Source organism: Rhodosalinus halophilus (assembly GCF_003298775.1).
In the GTDB taxonomy this organism is placed as follows: Bacteria; Pseudomonadota; Alphaproteobacteria; order Rhodobacterales; family Rhodobacteraceae; genus Rhodosalinus; species Rhodosalinus halophilus.
Genome location: NZ_QNTQ01000004.1, coordinates 277999 through 295265, shown reverse-complemented (window position 1 = coordinate 295265; position 17267 = coordinate 277999). Strand labels below are relative to the sequence as shown.

The window sequence follows — 17267 nt, the reverse complement described above, 5'->3', positions numbered from 1 at the left end:
CAATGTTCCATAAAGCCAGACTGACCGTCGCCGGGGCGGTGGCCGCCACGCTGATGGCGCCTGCGGCCTTCGCGCAGGATTTCATCACGATCGGCACCGGGGGCGTCACCGGCGTCTATTACCCCACCGGCGGCGCGATCTGCCGCCTAGTGAACCGCGATCGGAAGGATCACGGGATCCGCTGCTCGGTCGAATCGACCGGCGGTTCGATCTACAACATCAACACCATCCGCGCGGGCGAGCTCGAGTTCGGCGTGGCGCAGTCCGACTGGCAGTATCACGCCTACAACGGCACGTCCCGCTTCGAGGAGGACGGCGCCTTCGAGGATCTGCGCGCGGTCTTCTCCGTGCACCCCGAGCCCTTCACCGTGGTGGCGCGCGCCGATGCCGGCATCGAGACCTTCGGGGATCTCAAGGGCAAGCGCGTGAACATCGGCAACCCCGGCTCGGGCCAGCGCGGCACCATGGAAGTCGTGATGGAGGCGATGGGCTGGACCACGGACGACTTCGAGCTCGCCACCGAGCTCAAGGCGGCCGAGCAGTCCGCGGCGCTCTGCGACAACCAGATCGACGCGATGGTCTATACCGTCGGCCACCCCTCTGGCTCGATCCAGGAAGCGACGACCGCCTGCGATTCGGTGCTGGTCGAGGTGGACAACGAGACGATCCGCCAGCTGGTGGAGGACCGTCCCTACTACCGCATGGCGACCATCCCGGGCGGCATGTATCGCGGCAATGACGAGGACACCACGACCTTCGGCGTGGGCGCGACCTTCGTCACCTCGGCCAACGTCTCGGAGGACGCGGTCTATACGGTGGTGAAGGCGGTCTTCGAGAACTTCGACGACTTCCAGCAGCTGCACCCGGCCTTCGCCGTGCTGAAGAAGGAAGAGATGGTCTCCGACGGTCTCTCTGCGCCGCTGCATCCGGGCGCGGAGAAATACTACCGCGAGGCCGGCCTGATCGAGTGACGGTCTGACAGGGCGGGGCGCGCGGGCGCCCCGCCGCTTTCCGAGACGGGCGAGGCGGAGGCCGGCACATGAGCGATCAGAATACCAACCGCGCGGGGCTTACCGAGGAGGAGCTTCAGGAACTGGTCGCCTCTTCGGACGCCGGCGCGCGCGATCCGGGCGGCGCCGTCGCGCTTCTGATCGCCGCCGTCGCGGTCGCCTGGTCGGTTTTCCAGGTTCTGCTTGCCTCGCCGCTCGCCAACTACATCTTTCCCGGCGACATCATCAACAACTCGCGCCAGATCCACCTGGCCTTCGCGATCTTCCTGGCCTTCCTGGCCTATCCCGCCTTCCGCTCGAGCCCGCGAAAATTCGTGCCGATCCATGACTGGGTCATGGCGCTCCTGGGGGCGTTCATCGCGCTCTACGGGCTCTTCTTCTACGAAAAGATCGTGCAGTCGGGGGGGCTGGCCGACGACACCGACAAGTGGTTCGCGCTGGCCGGTCTGATCCTGCTTTTCGAGGGCGCCCGCCGGGCGCTGGGGCCGGCGATGGCGATCATCGCCACGATCTTTTTGATGTATGTTTTCTTCGGCTCGGGCAACTGGGTGCCCGAGGTGATCCGCTGGAAGGGGGCCTCGCTCCAGAAGGCGATGAGCCACATGTGGATCACCTCCGAAGGCGTCTTCGGCATCGCGCTCGGCGTCTCCACCAAGTTCGTCTTTCTCTTCGTGCTCTTCGGTGCGCTGCTGGAGAAGGCGGGCGCCGGCAACTACTTCATCAAGATGGCCTTCGGCGCGCTCGGCCACCTGCGGGGCGGGCCGGCCAAGGCCGCGGTGCTGGGGTCGGCGGCCACGGGCCTGATCTCGGGCTCTTCCATCGCGAACGTCGTGACCACCGGCACCTTCACCATTCCGCTGATGAAGCGGGTGGGCTTCACCAGCGAAAAGGCCGGCGCGGTCGAGGTCGCCAGTTCCGTCAACGGGCAGATCATGCCGCCCGTGATGGGCGCGGCGGCCTTCCTGATGGTGGAATATGTGGGCATCTCCTACGTCGAGGTCATCACCCACGCCTTCCTGCCGGCGGCGATCAGCTACATCGCGCTGGTCTATATCGTGCACCTCGAGGCGGTGAAGCAGAACATGCCGACGCTGGGCGACCGGGTCGTCAGCCTGGGCCGGACGATCGGCGGCATGGCGGCCTTCTTCATCGGCTTCGCCGCGCTCTGCTACGGCATCCAGTATCCGGTGGGCTGGATCACCGCGCTGGTTCCCGAAGGCGCGGGCTGGATCCTCTCGGCGCTGCTGATCCTCGCCTATCTCGCGCTATTGTGGTTCGCGGCGCAGGCCCCCGACCTGCAGCCCGACGATCCCAATTCGGAAGACGTCCGGCTGCCCGAGATCGGCGAGATCTATCGCACCGGGCTCTATTTCCTGCTGCCCATCGTGGTGCTCGTCTACTTCCTGATGATCGAGCAGAAGTCGCCCGGGCTTTCGGCCTTCTGGGCCACCATGCTGCTTTTCGTGATCCTGCTGACGCAGCGGCCGCTCAAGGCCATGTTCCGCGGCGAGAGCGACCTGGCCTCCCGCGTCAAATGGGGGGTCATGGACCTGATCCAGGGCCTGATCGACGGCGCGCGCAACATGATCGGCATCGGCCTCGCCACGGCGACGGCCGGGGTGATCGTGGGCACCGTGACGCTGACGGGGGTGGGGCAGGTGATGGCCGATCTCGTCGAGTTCCTGTCGGGCGGCAACCTGATCCTGATGCTGATCATGGTGGGGGTGCTCAGCCTGATCCTCGGCATGGGGCTGCCCACGACGGCCAACTACATCGTCGTGAGTTCCCTGATGGCCGCGGTGGTCGTCGAGCTTGGCGCGCAGTCGGGGCTGATCGTGCCGCTGATCGCGGTGCATCTTTTCGTCTTTTACTTCGGGATCATGGCCGACGTGACGCCGCCCGTGGGGCTGGCGAGCTTCGCGGCCGCCGCCGTCTCGGGGGGCGACGCGATCCGCACGGGCTTCACGGCGTTCTTCTACTCGCTGCGCACGGTCGTGCTGCCCTTCTTCTTCATCTTCAACACCAACCTGCTGCTGATCGACGTGACCTGGGTGCAGGGGATCGTGACCTTCGTGGTGGCGACGGCGGCGATCCTGATCTTCACCGCCGGCACCATGGGCTGGTTCGTGACGAAGAACCGGATCTACGAGAGCATGGCGCTGATCCTCATCGCCTTCGCGCTCTTCCGCCCCGGCTTCTTCATGGACCAGATCCAGCCGCCCTTCCGCATGATCGAGCCGGCCAACCTCGCGCAGGCGCTGGAAGAGGCGAGCCCGGGCGAGGAGCTCCGCATCGTCGTCTCCGGCCCGGACTTCGACACCGGCGAGATCACCGAAACCACGCTTGTCCTGCCGGTGGAGCGCGACGCGCCCGGCGAGGAGCTTCTGGACGAGTTCGGCCTCACGCTGGTGCCGCTCGAGACCGGCGAGGTCAGCTTCGAGGAACCGATGTTCGGCACGCCCTTCTCCGAGACCTTCCTGAACTTCGACTTCTACGCCGACCGGCCGATGACCATCGACAGCGTCAAGGCGCCGGCCGACCAGCTGCCCAAGGAGCTGATGTTCATTCCCGCGCTGCTGTTGCTGGGGTTGGTGGCGCTCCTGCAGCGCGCCCGGCTGCCCCGGCGCCCCGACGAGACGGAGGTGCCCGCATGACCGGCCCGGTTCTCTGCGCCGTCGACATCTCGAACGAGAATCGCGACATCCACGTGCTGGAAGAGGCGGCGCGGCTCGCCGGGCTCTACGGCGCGCAGCTCGACGTCATCACCGTGGTCCCCGACTACGGCATGAGCGTGGTGAGCAATTTCTTCGACAAGTCCTACCACGACAAGGCCGTCGAGGAGGCCCGGCGCAGGCTCAACGACCTGGTCGAGCGCGCGCTGGGCAAGGAGGCCAACGCGAAGGTCCGCCACATCGTCGCCACCGGCAACGCCTACGAGGAGATCCTGCATGTCGCCGAGACCGACGGGGCGCAGCTGATCGTGGTGGGCGCGCACAAGCCCGACTTCAAGGACTATCTGCTCGGCCCCAACGCGGCGCGGATCGTGCGGCACTCGAACTGCTCGGTGCACGTGGTGCGCTGAGCCCGGCGCCGCGCCGATCTGCAACCCGGGCAAGGGGGGCTGTCTGCCCCCCTCTGCCGCTCGCGCGGCATTCACCCCCCGAGGATATTTCGATCCAAGAAGAAGGATGAGGTTGGCGGCGTTCGATCGGGTGGGGCGGACGCCCGGGGGGCTTGCGTCGGCCGACCGGAGACGCCCGGTCGGTGGGCAAAGCCCCGGCCTATCTCTGCGCGGTGCGCCAGTCGGGGTGACTCCAGGGGCGCAGGTTCGAGGGTGGCAGGCGGCGGCCGAGGATGTGGTCGGCGGCCTTCTCGCCCGTCATGATCGAGGGGGCGTTGAGGTTGCCGTTGGTGATGCGCGGGAAGATCGAGCTGTCGGCGACGCGCAGGGCTTCCACGCCGATCACGCGGCAGTCGGGGTCCACCACGGTGTGGTGGTCGTCCGCCCGGCCCATGCGGCAGGTGCCGCAGGGGTGATAGGCGCTTTCGGCGTGCTCGCGCACGAAGGCGTCGAGCGCCGCGTCGTCCTGTGCCGTTTCGCCGGGCTGGATCTCTGCACCGCGGAAGGGGTCGAAGGCGGGCTGCGCCACGATCTCGCGGGTGAGGCGCAAGGCGCGGCGGAACTCCTCCCAGTCGTCCGGGTGGCTCATGTAGTTGAAGCGGATCGCAGGCGGCGCGGCGGGGTCGGGGGCGCGGAGCCGCACCGTGCCGCGCGATTTCGAGCGCATCGGGCCGGTGTGGATCTGGAAGCCGTGGCCTTCGGCGGCGACCGTGCCGTCGTAGCGCACCGCGATGGGCAGGAAGTGGAACATGATGTCGGGATACGCCACCCCGGCGCGCGAGCGGATGAAGCCCGCCGCCTCGAACTGGTTCGAGGCGCCCGGGCCGCGGCGCGTGAAGAGCCAGCGCGCGCCGACCCAGGCCTTTCCGGGCAGGTTCCAGTAGCGGTAGAGGCTGATCGGCTGGGTCGAGGCGTATTGCACGTAGACCTCGAGGTGGTCCTGCAGGTTCGCCCCGACGCCTGGGCGGTCGGCGATCACCGGCAGGCCGTGTTGGCGGAGGTGGTCGGCCGGGCCTATCCCTGAGAGCATCAGCAGCTTGGGCGAGTTTATCGCGGAGGCGGCGAGGATCACCTCGGCGCGGGCGCGGATGGTCTCGACCTGGCCGCGGCGGGTGATCTCGACGCCCGTGGCGCGGCCCGCTTCGATGGTGACGCGGCGGGCGAGCGCGCGCACGAGGGTGCAGTTCGGGCGTTTCAGCGCGGGCCGGAGATAGGCCGATGCCGCGGACCAGCGGCGCCCCTGCCAGATGGTCGCGTCCTTGGGGCCGAAGCCTTCCTGCCTTTCGCCGTTGTAATCGGGCGTGTAGCCGTAGCCCGCCTGCCGCGCGGCCTCGACGAAGGCCTGCACGAAGGGATGGTCGCCCGGGCCGCGGCTGACGTGCAGCGGGCCGTGCCGCCCGCGCCAGGCCGGGTCGCCGCCGCGCCCGCCGTCGTGCCAGTTCTCCATCCGCTGGTAGTAGGGCAGCACGTCGGCAAAGGCCCAGCCGGTCGCGCCCGCCTCGGCCCAGTGGTCGAAGTCGCGGGCGTGGCCGCGGACGTAGACCATGCCGTTGATCGAGGACGAGCCGCCGATCACCTTGCCGCGCGGGCAGGCGAGGCGGCGGCCGCCAAGGTGCGGCTCGGGCTCGGTGGCGTAGCCCCAGTCGTAGCGGCGCATGTTCATCGGGTAGGAGAGCGCGCCGGGCATCTGGATGAAGGGGCCGGCATCCGTGCCGCCGTGCTCGATCACGATGACCGAGCGGCCGGCTTCCGACAGCCTGAAGGCCAGCGCGCAGCCGGCGCTGCCGGCGCCCACGATGACGTAGTCGGCCTGCATCACGCCGCTCTTGGTGATGGGTGTGCCGGCGCCGCCATCAGAAGGGCGCCTCGCAGGGGCCGTTGGCCACGTAGACGGACTTGAGCTCGGAGTAGAACTCGATCGCCGCCTTGCCGTTCTCGCGCCCCACGCCCGACGTCTTCGAGCCGCCGAAGGGGGCCTCCACCGGCGTGAGGTTGTAGGTGTTGATGTAGGTGGCGCCGGCCTGGAAGCCGGCCGCCATGCGGTGGGCGCGGGCCATGTCGCGGGTGAAGACGCCGGCGGCCAGGCCATAGGGCGTGGCGTTCGCGCGCGCCAGCGCCTCTTCCTCGGTGTCGAAGTCGAGCACCGAGAGGACGGGGCCGAAGATCTCCTCGCGCGCGATGGTCATCCCGTCCGTCACGTCGGCGAAGAGGGCGGGCTCGATGAAGAATCCTTCGTTGCCGGTGCGGTGGCCGCCCTTGACGAGCGTCGCGCCTTCTTCGACGCCCTTGGCGATGTAGTCCTCGACGATCGCGCGTTGCCGTGCGCTCACCATCGGGCCGATGGTGGTGGCCGCATCCATCGGGTCGCCGATCACGGCGTCGTCCATCCGCGCGGTCACGCGGTCGAGGAAGGCCTCGCGGATGCCGCGCTGCACGAAGACCCGCGTGCCGTTCGAGCAGACCTGTCCGGTGGAGTAGAAGTTCGCCATGATCGCGCCCGAGACCGCGTCCTCGAGCTCCGCGTCCTCGAAGACCACCAGCGGCGACTTGCCGCCCAGTTCCATCGTGACGTGCTTCATGCCCTCGGCGGCGGCGGCGTAGACGCGCTGCCCGGTAGGGACCGAGCCGGTGAGCGAGACCTTGGCCACGCGGGGGTCGGCGACGAGCGCCCGCCCGACCTCGCCCGCGCCCTGCACCACGTTGAAGAGGCCCGGCGGCGCGCCCGCCTCGACCAGGATCTCGGCGAGCTTCAGCGCGCAGAGCGGCGTCTCTTCGGAGGGCTTGAACACCATGGCGTTGCCGCAGGCGAGCGCGGGGGCGGCCTTCCACGCCGCGATCTGGGTGGGGTAGTTCCAGGCGCCGAGGCCCACGCAGACGCCGAGGGGCTCGCGGCGGGTATAGACGAAATCGCCGCCGGACAGCGGAATGTGTTCGCCCGAGAGGGTGGGAGCGAGGCAGCCGAACCATTCCAGCGCGTCGGCCGCAGAGGTCGCGTCGGCGACGGTGGTCTCCGAGATCGGCTTGCCGGTGTCGTGGGTCTCGAGCACCGAAAGGTCCTGGTTGCGCGCGCGGATGATCTCGGCGGCGCGGCGCAGCACGCGCCCCCGTTCGGCGCCGGTGCGCGCGGCCCATTCGGCCTGTGCGCGCTTTGCGGCGGCGAGCGCGCGGTCGAGGATGGCCGGCGTCGCTGTGTGCAGCCGCGCGATCTCGGCGCCGGTGGCCGGATAGATCACGGGCAGAAGATCGCCCGAGGCGTCCTCGGCATAGGCGCCGTCGATGAAGTGGCTCGCCTCCGGTTGCAGGCTTTCGGGCATCCGCGTTCCTCCCTGTCGCGGGAAGGGCCTAGCCCGCGCTTGCCTGCGGTCCTTGGCATTTCACGTCAGAAATGGCGAAAAAAGTCAGGTTGCGCCCGTGGCACTGGCGGACACCGAGCGCAGGGCCTGCGGGGCCGCTCCGGCGGCCGTCTGCATCGCGCCACATTTCGAGAGGAGAGTGGTGGGCGACCCTGGAATCGAACCAGGCATGGGTCTCCCCGGCGGATTTACAGTCCGCTGCCGCACCTTGCAGCTCGTCGCCCGACCGGCAGGCCTCGGCCCGCGTCGTGCGCCGCTGATTATCCCCCGCCCGGGGATGCGTCAACGGGAAAATCCCTTGCGGCGGGGCGGTGCGGCGCCCATTGTCCCGGCGCTTGCGCTTGGGGAGCGGAGATGGCGAAGAAGCCGGCATGGGTGATCGAGAAGGAGCGCGCGAAGCGCGCCGCCGCGGCGGAGACCGTCTGGCTCTTCGGGCTGCACGCGGTGCGCGATGCGCTGATGAACCCGCGCCGCGACCGTCTCCGCCTGATCGTGACGCCCAACGCCCGCGACAAGCTGGCCGAGGCGATCGCGGCCTCCGCGATGACGCCCGAGACGAGCGACCCGCGCCGCTTCGCCGCGCCGCTCGATCCCGGCTCGGTGCACCAGGGCGCGGCGCTCGAGGTGCGGCCGCTCGACTGGGGGCCGCTCGCCGAGGTCGCCATGGCGGGGCCTGCGCCGCTCAGGGTGGTGGCGCTCGACAGGGTGACGGATCCGCACAACGTCGGCGCCGTCCTGCGCTCGGCCGAGGTCTTCGGGGCCGCGGCGGTGATCGCGCCGCGTCACCACTCCGCGCCCGAGACCGGCGCGCTGGCCAAGACGGCTTCGGGTGCGCTTGAGCGTCAGCCCTACCTGCGGGTGCGCAATCTGGCGGATGCGCTGGCGGACCTGAAGGGGCTCGGCTTTCACGTGCTGGGCCTCGACGGTGCGGCGGAGACGACGCTGGACGCGTCGCTCGCGCCGCACCTCGACCGGCCGCTCGCGCTGGTCCTGGGCGCGGAGGGGCCGGGACTGCGCCCGCGCACGCGCGAGACCTGCGACAGCCTCGCCCGGATCGCGCCCTCGGGGCGCTTCGGGTCGCTCAACGTCTCCAATGCGGCCGCCGTCGCCCTATATGCATCGCGACGCGACTGACGGAGGGCCGATGCCCCACGGCACCAAGATCGCCACCTGCACCTATTGCGGCACGCGCGCCGCGCTGACCCTGGATGGCGGGCGGCACGAACTGGTCTGTGCGGCCTGCGGCGCGCCCCTGCACGATCTCAAGATGCTGCGCGCCGACAGGGTGGACCCGGAGGCGCATCGCGCGCCGGTCCCGGGGGCGAAGGGCCGCCGCCGCGCGCGCGTCGCGCCGAAGCCGCCGCCGGAAGTGCGCGGGCCCGACCCGCGCTGGGCCCCCCCGAAGAAGCGCGGCAAGAAGCGGAAGAAGCGCAAGTCGCTCTTCCGCAAGGCGCTGTCCGAAGCCTTCGACGCGATCGAGGACATTTTCGACTGATCCCCGTCGCGACGGCGACGCGGCATGCGCGCGCGGCGTGCAGCCGCTTGTGGCGACGTTGCGTCCCTGCCCTTCGGCGGGCCGGCCTCTGGCCAAACCCGCGCCTCTGGTCTAGATGCGCCACCAAGCAAGGGAAGGCCTGCGCATGACCTACGAACGTCCCGGCCCCGTCGAGGAGAACTGGAAGGACGCCATCTCTTCGATCGAGGAGATCCTCGAGGATGCGCGCAACGGGCGCATGTTCATCCTCGTCGATCACGAGGACCGGGAGAACGAGGGCGACCTCGTGATCCCCGCCCAGATGGCGACGCCCGACGCGATCAACTTCATGGCGCTGCACGGTCGCGGGCTGATCTGTCTCGCCCTGCCGGCCGAGCGGGTGGACGCCCTGGGCCTTCAGCTCATGGCGCAGCAGAACTCCTCGCGCCACGAGACCGCCTTCACCGTGTCGATCGAGGCGCGCGAGGGCGTGACCACGGGCATCTCGGCGGCGGACCGGGCGCGCACCGTCGCCGTGGCGATCGATTCGGCGAAGGGACCGCAGGACATCGCCACGCCCGGCCATGTCTTTCCGCTGCGCGCGCGCGACGGCGGCGTGCTGGTCCGCGCGGGGCATACCGAGGCCGCGGTGGACGTGGCGCGGCTCGCTGGCCTCAACCCGTCCGGCGTGATCTGCGAGATCATGAACGAGGACGGCACCATGGCGCGGCTGCCCGAGCTGGTGTCTTTCGCGCAGAAGCATGGCCTCAAGATCGGCACGATCAGCGATCTGATCGCCTACAGGCGCAGGCACGACAATCTCGTGCAGGTGGTCCGCGAGGACACGATCACCTCCGAGTTCGGCGGCGAGTGGCGGCGGCGTATCTATACCGACACCGCGCATGGCGACGAGCACATCGTGCTTACCAAGGGGGCGATCCCTGGCGAGGGGCCGGTGCTGGTGCGCATGCACGCCCTCGATCCGATGCTCGACGTGGTGGGAACCGGGCCGGAGGGTCGTGTGCGCGAGTTCGGGCTCGCCATGGAGCAGGTGGCGCGCGAGGGCCGTGGCGTCGTGGTGCTCCTGCGCGACACCGAGATGAAGATGACGCAGCCGGGCGAGAGCTCGCCCAAGACGCTGCGGCAATACGGGCTGGGCGCGCAGATCCTGTCCTCGCTGGGTCTGTCGAAGATGATCCTGCTGACCAATTCGCCGCAGCCGCGGGTCGTGGGGCTCGAGGCCTATGGCCTCGAGATCGTTGGCACGCGGCGGATCGAGGGGATGGGCTGATGGCGGGACAGGAAACGCATTACACGCTGCCGCGCCCGGAGTTCGACAAGCCGGTGAAGCTGCTCCTCGTCGTCGCGCCCTATTACCGCGACATCGCCGACGATCTGATCGCCGGCGCCGTGGCCGAGATCGAGGCGGTCGGCGCCGGCCACGATCTGGTGGAGGTGCCCGGCGCGCTGGAGATCCCGCCCGCCGTCGGCATGGCCGAGCGGCTGTCGAATTTCGACGCCTACGTCGCGCTGGGCTGCGTGATCCGGGGCGAGACCAAGCATTACGAGACCGTCTGCAACGACAGCTCGCGCGGCCTGATGCTGCTGGGGCTGCAGGGGCTCTGCATCGGCAACGGCATCCTCACGGTGGAGAACCGCGACCAGGCCGTGGTCCGCGCCGATCCCGGGCAGCAGAACAAGGGCGGCGGCGCGGCTGCGGCGGCCTTGCATCTGCTGGCGCTGGCGCGTAGGTGGGGCGGCCGGCAGAAACCCGTCGGCTTCGTGCCCGCGACCGAGGAATACCGACTCGCCGCAGGGCGCGACGATCCCTCCACCGCATGAGTCGCTCACCATGACTTCCGACACCGTTCCGCGCCCGAGAACCGCGCGGCAGATGAAATCGGCGGCCCGCCTCTATGCCGTGCAGGCGCTGTTCCAGATGGAGGCGTCGGACCAGGGGACCGAGGGCGTGATCCGCGAATTCCTCGATCACCGCTTCGGGGCGAGCTATGACGGCGACGAGATGGCGGAGGGCGACCCCGACCACTTCCGCGAGGTGGTCGAGCAGGCTGTGAACTGGCAGGCGCGGATCGACCAGATGACCGACCGCGCGCTCGTGGCGAAATGGCCGATCGCGCGCCTCGATCCCACCTTGCGGGCGCTCTTTCGCGCCTGCGGCGCCGAACTGGTGGCGCTCGACACGCCGCCGCGGGTGGCGATCAGCGAATACGTCGAGATCGCGCGCGCCTTTTTCCCCGAGGGCCGCGAGGCGGGCTTCGTCAACGCGGTGCTCGACCACATGGCACGCGAGGCGCGGCCCGAGGCCTTCTGAGCGGCGGGAAGACGCGCGCTGCGCGCCACGGGGGTTTTTCTTCGCGCCCGAGCCGCTACATTGGATGGCAAGGCAAAGGGGGAAGCGTGATGCCCGATCTTATCCGTCTCTACATCCGCCAGGTGGCCATCGGCTTCGTGATCTCTGCGGCCTTCGTCGCGATGATCCTGTGGTTCAACGTCGCCAATCTCTGGCATCTGGTCACCCATGATCCCGCCGGCCCGCTCGCGGTGGGACTTCTGTGGATGTTCAACGGCATCGTGTTCTCGGGCGTGCAGTTCGGGATTTCGATCATGCGCATGGCCGAGAAGGACGACGGCGACGGCGGGACGCATGCGCCGGAAGCGGTCGAGTACGCGACGATCCCGGCCCGCGCCGACGACGCGCCGCGGCGTCGGATCTGACCGTCCGCACCGACCGAATCGAAAGGCCGCGCCCGGGATCGGGCGCGGCCTTTTCGTGTCGGCGTGACGGGACCGCCGCAACCGTCGGGTTATCTCATTCCCGAGGACCTGTATGTACAGGTGGGCGCCGGGTAACCGGACCAGGGCCCGGACAGAGCCAGCTCCCTCGGAATTGCTTAAGGCCACCGGAATGCAACCGTTGACGAGAAGGGCAGTGCCCGTCACAGCCTAGAGCTAGGGCCGCGGTCCGCGCCGGGCAAGAGGGATCACGCCCCCCACGCGTCGGTAACCAGACGGAATTGCATCAACTCCTCGGGTGTCAGCAGGTAGATGTCCTCGGGCGGGGTCAGAAGCGCGACGCGCATCAGTTCCGGCTCGACCCCCATCGCGATCAGGTAGCCCATCACCTCGCCCTGCCCGCGCTGGATGTCCTCGACGGCGATGAAGGCCGGCAACAGCGTGTTCTCGCCGAAATAGTGCTGGTGGACGCCGACCAGCGCGCGCGGATGCGCGCGGCGCTCCACGCCCGCGGCCAGCAGGTAGGGACAGGCGGACATGCAGATCGCGTCGGCCCCCACTTCGGTCGCGACGCCGAGTGCGCGCAGGCGTTCGCCGATGGCGAGCGCGTCGGCGACCGAGCCGCCCGGGCTGTCGAGCGCGATGACCTCCGGCACCGGGTCGAGCGCCGCGAGGCGCCGCGCGATCAGGTCGGCATCTCCGGCCGCGATCTCGCCGCGCAGGAGCGCGCGGCCCTCGCCGTCGGGCTCCAGCGTCAGTCGCACGGGCATCGGGGGGCCGTCGGTCCGCGCCGGCCGCGTCTCCGGCGCGAAGCGGCGCGTCTGGTCGCCGGGACGGGTGGGCTGATCGAGGCCCGGCGCGTCGCGGCCGGGCGCGGGCAGGGTGAAGCCCTGGCCGAGATCGCCCAGGACCAGAAGCCCGGCGAGGCCCAACTGGAAGATCAGCACCGCCACCAGCGCCTTGCGGATCGGTGCCGGGCTGCCCTGCGTCTCTTCGCCTGCGCTCATCGGCTGCGCGGCACCGGCGCGACGCGCGGTGCCTCCTCCGCCGGGTCGGCGCGGGGCGCCTCGTGATCATGGGCATGCTGCGGCAGCGCGTCCGAGGCTGTTTCCACCTCCTTGAGCGCGCCCAGCGCCGCGCGCAACTCGGCCAGCGTCAGCGTGTCCTCCACGCGCGCACCCTCGCGGCCCTGCCGGATCGCGCCCTGCGTGATCGCGAGGATGAAGACGAGCACTGCGGGCAAGAGGTCGATGGCGATGGCCCCGGCCCAGGAGGGCACGAAGCTCGAGGCATAGAGGATCACCGCGTCGGCGGCGGAAATCGGCGTATAGCGCGTCTCGGGCGGGGGCGGCATGGCGATGACGGCCGCCGCGGCCGCCTCCAGCGTCTCGGCGCGTTGCGCCAACACCTCGAGAACCGCCTCGATCGTGGCGGCCTGGTCGCCCCGCACCGCCTCTGTCCGGCCGTCGAGTTCGGGCAGCACGGCCGAGGCGGACAGGTCCTGCGCCGCGCGCTGGACAAGCGGTGCGACCGACAGTTGCCGCAGCGTCGTGACGATGCCGGCCAGCCGCACCGCCTGTTCCGAGAACTCGACCGAGCGCGCCTCGACCGGGCCGGGCTCGACCGTCAGCGCGCGCATCCGGCTCAGGATCGCGTTGCCCTCGTCGAAGGCGGCCTCGACCTGGGCGGACTGTGCGGCGATCTGCGACTCCAGCGCGCCCAGTTCCGTCGCCTTCTGCCGCAGCAGCGAATAGACCGAGCCGCGCCCGGCGAGCCCCGAGAGCCCGCCCTCGGCCTCCTGTGCCGAGAGATCCTCGAAGCTCTGGCGCACGCGCGCCACGTCCTGTTCCAGCGCCTGGGCCGAGACCGCGATCTCGTGCGCCCGCTCCAGCGACTGCTGATAGTCCTGCACGGTGTTGGCAAGGTGCTGCTCCACCGCCGCCGAGCCCGCCAGCGCCGCGGCGTTCAGCCAGCTCGACATCGCCACGATGGCGAGGCTGCCAAGGCCCATCGCGCCCAGAAGCCCCATCCGCGCCCGCGTCGAGCGCATCGCCGGGAAGAGGCGCAGCATGTAGGACCAGAAGACGAAGATGCCCACGGAGACGGCGACCGAATAGGCGATCGCGGCGAAGGCCGACATCGCGCCGGTGTCATCGAGCAGGGACTGCACGCCGAGGTAGGTGTAGATGCCCGAGGCGGTCGCCAGCACCCCCAGCGCCGCGCCGGTGAAGCTGTCGAGCCAGCCCAGGTGCCCCTCGAGTTCGCGTGCCGCGCGCAACTGCGAAGGGGACGGCTGAGGATCGGTCTGCGTCATGGGCGGCTCCGGCGCTTCGTGCGCTCCATATAGCAGCCGCCCGGTCGGGGTGCGATATCCGCCGCTGTCCGACGGGCCGGGGTTGCGACTTGTTCACGTATTGTTCATAATTTCAGCCATGCCCGCAGGACTCTCTCCCCCCGAGTTGATGCCCGGACAACTCATCGCCCGCGGCGTAGCGCGTCACCTCGCCGCGCTGGGCTTCGCCTGTGTCGAGGAATTCGTCCCGGCGCGCGGTCTCAGGCTCGATCTTCTCGCGCTTGGGCCGAAGGGCGAGCTCTGGGTGGTCGAATGCAAGTCCTGCCGGGCCGATTTCACATCGGACCGCAAGTGGCATCACTACCTTGAATGGGGCGATCGGTTCTTCTGGGCCGTGGATTCGACCTTCCCCACCGAGCTGCTGCCCGCCGAGACAGGGTTGATCGTGGCCGACGGCTACTGGGCCGAAATCCTGCGGATGCCGGCGGAATCGCGGCTCGCCGGCGCGCGGCGCACCGCCGTCACGCGCCGCTTCGCCGCCCATGCGGCACGGCGCCTGCAGGCGCTGCGCGATCCGGGCGCCGCGCTCGGAGACAGCTAGCGTTTCCTGGGCTTGCCCTTTCGCCCGCCCGCGCCGCGCGCGGCCTCTGCCGCCGCGCGGATTTCCTCGGCGATCTCTTCGGCTTCATCGGGGTCGAAGTCCATCGGGATCTCCGCGCCATCCTCGGTTGACACGAAGATGCGCACGAAGCCCCGGTCCGTCGGTCCGATCTGAAGATTCGCGGCGATGTCGCGCTCGTCGTTGATGCCCATAGGGTGACCCGTACGCCCAAGCGGCCCTTGCGGGCCCGATTGCGTGGGCCTAGCCTCAGCGCGGGGACAAGGCAAGCCGGAGCTCGCGTGCGGGGCATTGCTTTCCGCGACTTCGCGCCTGGCGATGGCGCATGGATCAGGGCGCGGCACGCGGCCCTCTATGCCGAAGCGGACGGGTTCGACGCGCAGTTCGGCGCGGCCGTGGCCGAGGTTCTCTCGCAATTCGAAGCGACCCGCGACCCGTGCTGCGAGCGCGCCTTCATACCGCTGCGCGACGGCCAACCCCGCGGCAGCCTGTTCTGCACCCGCGAAGATGCCCAGACAGCCCGGCTGCGGCTCTTTCTGCTGGAGCCGGAGGAGCGGGGGCAGGGGCTCGGGCGGCACATGCTCGGACGCTGCGTCGCCTTCGCGCGGGAGGCGGGGTATGCGCGCATTGTCCTCTCGACGCACGAGAGCCACCGTGCTGCCTGCGCGCTTTACGCACGCAGCGGGTGGCGGCTCGTGGCGAGCCATCCCGTGCGCAGCTACGGGCGCGATCTGGTGCGGCAGGACTGGGAAATGCCGCTCTGAGGGCTTGCATTGCGCGTCGTGCGCGGCTACCTCCCCGCCACGTGCCGCCTTAGCTCAGTTGGTTAGAGCGCTGGATTGTGGATCCAGAGGTCCCCCGTTCGAGCCGGGGAGGCGGTACCATCTCTGTCAGATGACGCTTGATCCGACCCTGTGCGGCGCGGACCCTCCGAGGTGGCGTGCGCGTTGCGCGCGCAGGAGGTGAGGCATGCCCGACTACACGCTGCACTATTGGCCCGCGCCGTTTCGGGGGCAGTTCCCGCGGGCGGTTCTGGCTCATGCCGGCGCCGACTGGGCCGAGGCCGGAATGGAGGCGACCGCCGAGGCGATGGAGGCGCGGGTGCCCGAGCAGGCGGTGCCGCACATGGCACCGCCCATGCTGGTCGATCACCGCCGCGAGGCGGCGGTCGCGCAGATGCCGGCGATCATGGCCTATCTCGGCGCGCAGTTCGGCCTCATGCCGGGCGATCCGGGGCGCGACGCGCTGGCGCTGAAGGTCGTGCTGGATGCCAACGACATTCTCGACGAGATCACGCTCGATGGCGGCCGCGAGATGTGGGACGCGCAGACCTGGGCGGACTTCCGGCCGCGGCTAGCGCGCTGGATGGCGATCTTCGAGGAGACGGGCGCGCGGCACGGGCTGACGGCCGGGGGCGGATGGATGCTCGGCACCGGCAGGGCGGGGCTCGCCGATCTGGCGGCCTGGGCGCTCTGGTGTCCGATGACAGACAGGCTGCCCCCGCTCGGCGCGATGCTGACGGAAGAGGCACCGCGGGTCGCGGCGCTGGTGGACCGGCTTTCGGGCACGCCGGCCCTTTCGAAGCTGCGCCGGCAATCGGACGAGGCCTGGGGCGAGGTCTATTGCGGCGGCCGGATCGAGCGGTCGCTGCGCGCCGTTTTCGCATGACTCATGCGTAGGTGCGGTCCTCGATCGGCGTGGCCTCGATCGTCTCGAGCAACCTGGAAAGAAAGAGCGCCTCGGCCCGGTTCATCCGCGTCTTGGGGTTCCAGACCACATGCACGTCGATCGCCGGCAACTCCGAGTAGGGCGGCAAGCGCCAGAGCAGCCCGTCGCTGATGTCACGAGCCGCCACGTGCAGCGGCAGCGCGCCGATGCCGATGCCGGCCACGATCATGCGCCGCACCTCCTCGAGGTGGCTGGAGATGCCGGTCACGCGCTCGTCCATCTCGGCCTGCGCGCGCATCAGGGTGACGGGGTGCAGCACGTCGCCGAGGCGGTCGGTCTCGAAGCCCACGGCGCTGTGCCCGGCGAGGTCGCGTAGCTCCAGCCCCTCGCGGGCGAAAAGCGGATGCGGCGGGCCGCAGAAGAGGCCGAAGAACTCGCGATAGAGCCGGCGGTATTCCAGCCGCGGGTTGCGGTCGCGGACGAGGCAGACGGCGAGCGAGGCGCTCTTCATCGTCACCTGCGCTATGGCGTCGGCGCTGGAGTAGACTTCGAGCGACATGGTCGCGCGAGGGTGAGCGGCATGGAACTCGGCCAGCACCCGGTCGAAGAGCGGGCAGACCACATGGCTGGCAAGCGCGATGCGCAGATGGCCGCGCACCTCGTCGGTCACCTCGCGCATCAGGGTCGAGATGCGCAGGATCGACCCCTGGATCTCCACTGCCTCGCGGCGCAGCTTCTCGCCCGCTTCGGTCAGGCGGAAGTGCCCCGGTCCGCGGTCGATCAGCCGCTTGCCCAGCCGCTCCTCGAGCCGCTTGAGCGCGGCGGAGACCGACGGCTGCGCCAGATGCAGGCGCTGCGCGGCCTCCGTGACCGATCCCGCCTCTGCCAGCACGACGAAGGTGCGCAGCAGGTTCCAGTCCAGTTCGCGCATGAAACGTTCGGGGGCGGTGCGGTCGGGGAGCTCGCTCATAGATC

The 17267-nt window shown here is 69.8% G+C and carries 18 protein-coding genes, 2 tRNA genes and 1 other RNA gene; 13 read left to right on the top strand and 8 right to left on the bottom strand.

Annotation, left to right across the window (positions count from 1 at the left end):
• Positions 1-2: 2 nt before the first annotated feature.
• The 3 genes from DRV85_RS05025 to DRV85_RS05015 all read left to right on the top strand — a co-directional run bounded on the left by DRV85_RS05025 (position 3) and on the right by DRV85_RS05015 (position 4092).
• Positions 3-971, top strand: coding sequence for a TAXI family TRAP transporter solute-binding subunit (locus tag DRV85_RS05025; protein WP_113288332.1), 969 nt, complete (start codon positions 3-5; stop codon positions 969-971).
• A gap of 68 nt (positions 972-1039) precedes the next feature.
• Positions 1040-3664: a TRAP transporter permease gene (locus DRV85_RS05020; protein ID WP_113288331.1), complete on the top strand. Its 2625-nt coding sequence runs from the start codon at positions 1040-1042 to the stop codon at positions 3662-3664.
• Entirely contained in the window at positions 3661-4092 is a 432-nt protein-coding gene (locus tag DRV85_RS05015; RefSeq protein WP_113288330.1) for a universal stress protein, read from the top strand. The genes DRV85_RS05020 and DRV85_RS05015 overlap by 4 nt, the downstream gene beginning before the upstream one ends.
• A gap of 199 nt (positions 4093-4291) precedes the next feature.
• On the opposite strand, the gene betA is transcribed toward DRV85_RS05015, so the two are convergent.
• The 3 genes from betA to DRV85_RS19130 form a co-directional block, all read right to left on the bottom strand.
• A complete protein-coding gene (gene betA / locus DRV85_RS05010; protein ID WP_113288329.1) occupies positions 4292-5947 on the bottom strand; it encodes a choline dehydrogenase in 1656 nt (551 codons plus the stop codon).
• A 37-nt stretch (positions 5948-5984) separates the two neighbouring features.
• Positions 5985-7445, bottom strand: coding sequence for a betaine-aldehyde dehydrogenase (betB, locus tag DRV85_RS05005; RefSeq protein ID WP_113288328.1), 1461 nt, complete (start codon positions 7443-7445; stop codon positions 5985-5987).
• A 179-nt stretch (positions 7446-7624) separates the two neighbouring features.
• Positions 7625-7708, bottom strand: a tRNA-Tyr gene (locus DRV85_RS19130).
• Positions 7709-7838: 130 nt separating this feature from the next.
• On the opposite strand from DRV85_RS19130, the gene DRV85_RS05000 reads away from it, so the two are divergent.
• The 6 genes from DRV85_RS05000 (at position 7839) to DRV85_RS04975 (ending at position 11694) form a co-directional block, all read left to right on the top strand.
• Positions 7839-8618, top strand: coding sequence for a TrmH family RNA methyltransferase (locus DRV85_RS05000; RefSeq protein WP_113288327.1), 780 nt, complete (start codon positions 7839-7841; stop codon positions 8616-8618).
• Positions 8619-8628: 10 nt separating this feature from the next.
• Positions 8629-8979: a hypothetical protein gene (locus DRV85_RS04995; protein WP_113288326.1), complete on the top strand. Its 351-nt coding sequence runs from the start codon at positions 8629-8631 to the stop codon at positions 8977-8979.
• Between the two features lie 145 nt (positions 8980-9124).
• The gene (gene ribB / locus DRV85_RS04990; RefSeq protein ID WP_113288325.1) at positions 9125-10249 is read left to right on the top strand and encodes a 3,4-dihydroxy-2-butanone-4-phosphate synthase; all 1125 of its coding nucleotides are present in this window, start codon (positions 9125-9127) and stop codon (positions 10247-10249) included.
• Entirely contained in the window at positions 10249-10800 is a 552-nt protein-coding gene (locus DRV85_RS04985; protein ID WP_113288324.1) for a 6,7-dimethyl-8-ribityllumazine synthase, read from the top strand. Before ribB ends, DRV85_RS04985 begins: the two co-directional genes overlap by 1 nt.
• A gap of 10 nt (positions 10801-10810) precedes the next feature.
• Positions 10811-11290, top strand: a complete 480-nt coding sequence (gene nusB, locus DRV85_RS04980; protein ID WP_113288323.1) for a transcription antitermination factor NusB — start codon at positions 10811-10813, stop codon at positions 11288-11290.
• An 89-nt stretch (positions 11291-11379) separates the two neighbouring features.
• Positions 11380-11694: a hypothetical protein gene (locus tag DRV85_RS04975; protein ID WP_113288322.1), complete on the top strand. Its 315-nt coding sequence runs from the start codon at positions 11380-11382 to the stop codon at positions 11692-11694.
• Positions 11695-11759: 65 nt separating this feature from the next.
• On the opposite strand, the gene ssrS is transcribed toward DRV85_RS04975, so the two are convergent.
• The 3 genes from ssrS to DRV85_RS04960 form a co-directional block, all read right to left on the bottom strand.
• A non-coding RNA gene (gene ssrS / locus DRV85_RS04970) (6S RNA) lies at positions 11760-11915 on the bottom strand.
• A 45-nt stretch (positions 11916-11960) separates the two neighbouring features.
• Positions 11961-12719: a COG3904 family protein gene (locus tag DRV85_RS04965; protein ID WP_113288321.1), complete on the bottom strand. Its 759-nt coding sequence runs from the start codon at positions 12717-12719 to the stop codon at positions 11961-11963.
• Positions 12716-14026 carry a hypothetical protein gene (locus tag DRV85_RS04960; RefSeq protein WP_113288320.1) on the bottom strand — a complete coding sequence of 437 codons (1311 nt, stop codon included), beginning with the start codon at positions 14024-14026 and terminating at the stop codon, positions 12716-12718. Before DRV85_RS04960 ends, DRV85_RS04965 begins: the two co-directional genes overlap by 4 nt.
• Before the next feature lie 148 nt (positions 14027-14174).
• On the opposite strand from DRV85_RS04960, the gene DRV85_RS04955 reads away from it, so the two are divergent.
• Entirely contained in the window at positions 14175-14606 is a 432-nt protein-coding gene (locus DRV85_RS04955) for an MmcB family DNA repair protein (protein ID WP_113288319.1), read from the top strand.
• On the opposite strand, the gene DRV85_RS04950 is transcribed toward DRV85_RS04955, so the two are convergent.
• Positions 14603-14818 (bottom strand): DUF6324 family protein, encoded by a 216-nt coding sequence (locus DRV85_RS04950; RefSeq protein ID WP_113288318.1) that lies wholly within the window; start codon positions 14816-14818, stop codon positions 14603-14605. The two genes, DRV85_RS04955 and DRV85_RS04950, sit on opposite strands and share 4 nt — an antisense overlap.
• 87 nt (positions 14819-14905) lie before the next feature.
• Here DRV85_RS04950 and DRV85_RS04945 point away from each other — a divergent pair, with 87 nt between their 5' ends.
• The 3 genes from DRV85_RS04945 to DRV85_RS04935 all read left to right on the top strand — a co-directional run bounded on the left by DRV85_RS04945 (position 14906) and on the right by DRV85_RS04935 (position 16292).
• On the top strand, positions 14906-15388 hold the full coding sequence (locus tag DRV85_RS04945; RefSeq protein WP_113288317.1) for a GNAT family N-acetyltransferase: 483 nt from the start codon (positions 14906-14908) through the stop codon (positions 15386-15388).
• A 43-nt stretch (positions 15389-15431) separates the two neighbouring features.
• Positions 15432-15508, top strand: a tRNA-His gene (locus tag DRV85_RS04940).
• Between the two features lie 85 nt (positions 15509-15593).
• Entirely contained in the window at positions 15594-16292 is a 699-nt protein-coding gene (locus DRV85_RS04935; RefSeq protein WP_113288316.1) for a glutathione S-transferase, read from the top strand.
• Position 16293: 1 nt separating this feature from the next.
• Here the strand turns inward: DRV85_RS04935 and DRV85_RS04930 are convergent, their stop codons facing one another.
• A complete protein-coding gene (locus DRV85_RS04930; RefSeq protein WP_113288315.1) occupies positions 16294-17262 on the bottom strand; it encodes a LysR family transcriptional regulator in 969 nt (322 codons plus the stop codon).
• Positions 17263-17267 lie beyond the last annotated feature (5 nt).

What these genes read in the sequence shown, in the direction of transcription:
- DRV85_RS04975 (WP_113288322.1), top strand. Translation starts at nt 11,380, where the DNA reads ATGCCCGATCTTATCCGTCTCTACATCCGCCAGGTGGCCATCGGCTTC.
- DRV85_RS05015 (WP_113288330.1), top strand. Translation starts at nt 3,661, where the DNA reads ATGACCGGCCCGGTTCTCTGCGCCGTCGACATCTCGAACGAGAATCGC.
- DRV85_RS04935 (WP_113288316.1), top strand. Translation starts at nt 15,594, where the DNA reads ATGCCCGACTACACGCTGCACTATTGGCCCGCGCCGTTTCGGGGGCAG.
- DRV85_RS05025 (WP_113288332.1), top strand. Translation starts at nt 3, where the DNA reads ATGTTCCATAAAGCCAGACTGACCGTCGCCGGGGCGGTGGCCGCCACG.
- DRV85_RS05000 (WP_113288327.1), top strand. Translation starts at nt 7,839, where the DNA reads ATGGCGAAGAAGCCGGCATGGGTGATCGAGAAGGAGCGCGCGAAGCGC.
- DRV85_RS04960 (WP_113288320.1), bottom strand. Translation starts at nt 14,026, where the DNA reads ATGACGCAGACCGATCCTCAGCCGTCCCCTTCGCAGTTGCGCGCGGCA.
- ribB (WP_113288325.1), top strand. Translation starts at nt 9,125, where the DNA reads ATGACCTACGAACGTCCCGGCCCCGTCGAGGAGAACTGGAAGGACGCC.
- betB (WP_113288328.1), bottom strand. Translation starts at nt 7,445, where the DNA reads ATGCCCGAAAGCCTGCAACCGGAGGCGAGCCACTTCATCGACGGCGCC.
- DRV85_RS04965 (WP_113288321.1), bottom strand. Translation starts at nt 12,719, where the DNA reads ATGAGCGCAGGCGAAGAGACGCAGGGCAGCCCGGCACCGATCCGCAAG.
- DRV85_RS04985 (WP_113288324.1), top strand. Translation starts at nt 10,249, where the DNA reads ATGGCGGGACAGGAAACGCATTACACGCTGCCGCGCCCGGAGTTCGAC.
- DRV85_RS04950 (WP_113288318.1), bottom strand. Translation starts at nt 14,818, where the DNA reads ATGGGCATCAACGACGAGCGCGACATCGCCGCGAATCTTCAGATCGGA.
- betA (WP_113288329.1), bottom strand. Translation starts at nt 5,947, where the DNA reads ATGCAGGCCGACTACGTCATCGTGGGCGCCGGCAGCGCCGGCTGCGCG.
- nusB (WP_113288323.1), top strand. Translation starts at nt 10,811, where the DNA reads ATGACTTCCGACACCGTTCCGCGCCCGAGAACCGCGCGGCAGATGAAA.
- DRV85_RS04955 (WP_113288319.1), top strand. Translation starts at nt 14,175, where the DNA reads ATGCCCGGACAACTCATCGCCCGCGGCGTAGCGCGTCACCTCGCCGCG.
- DRV85_RS04995 (WP_113288326.1), top strand. Translation starts at nt 8,629, where the DNA reads ATGCCCCACGGCACCAAGATCGCCACCTGCACCTATTGCGGCACGCGC.
- DRV85_RS04930 (WP_113288315.1), bottom strand. Translation starts at nt 17,262, where the DNA reads ATGAGCGAGCTCCCCGACCGCACCGCCCCCGAACGTTTCATGCGCGAA.
- DRV85_RS05020 (WP_113288331.1), top strand. Translation starts at nt 1,040, where the DNA reads ATGAGCGATCAGAATACCAACCGCGCGGGGCTTACCGAGGAGGAGCTT.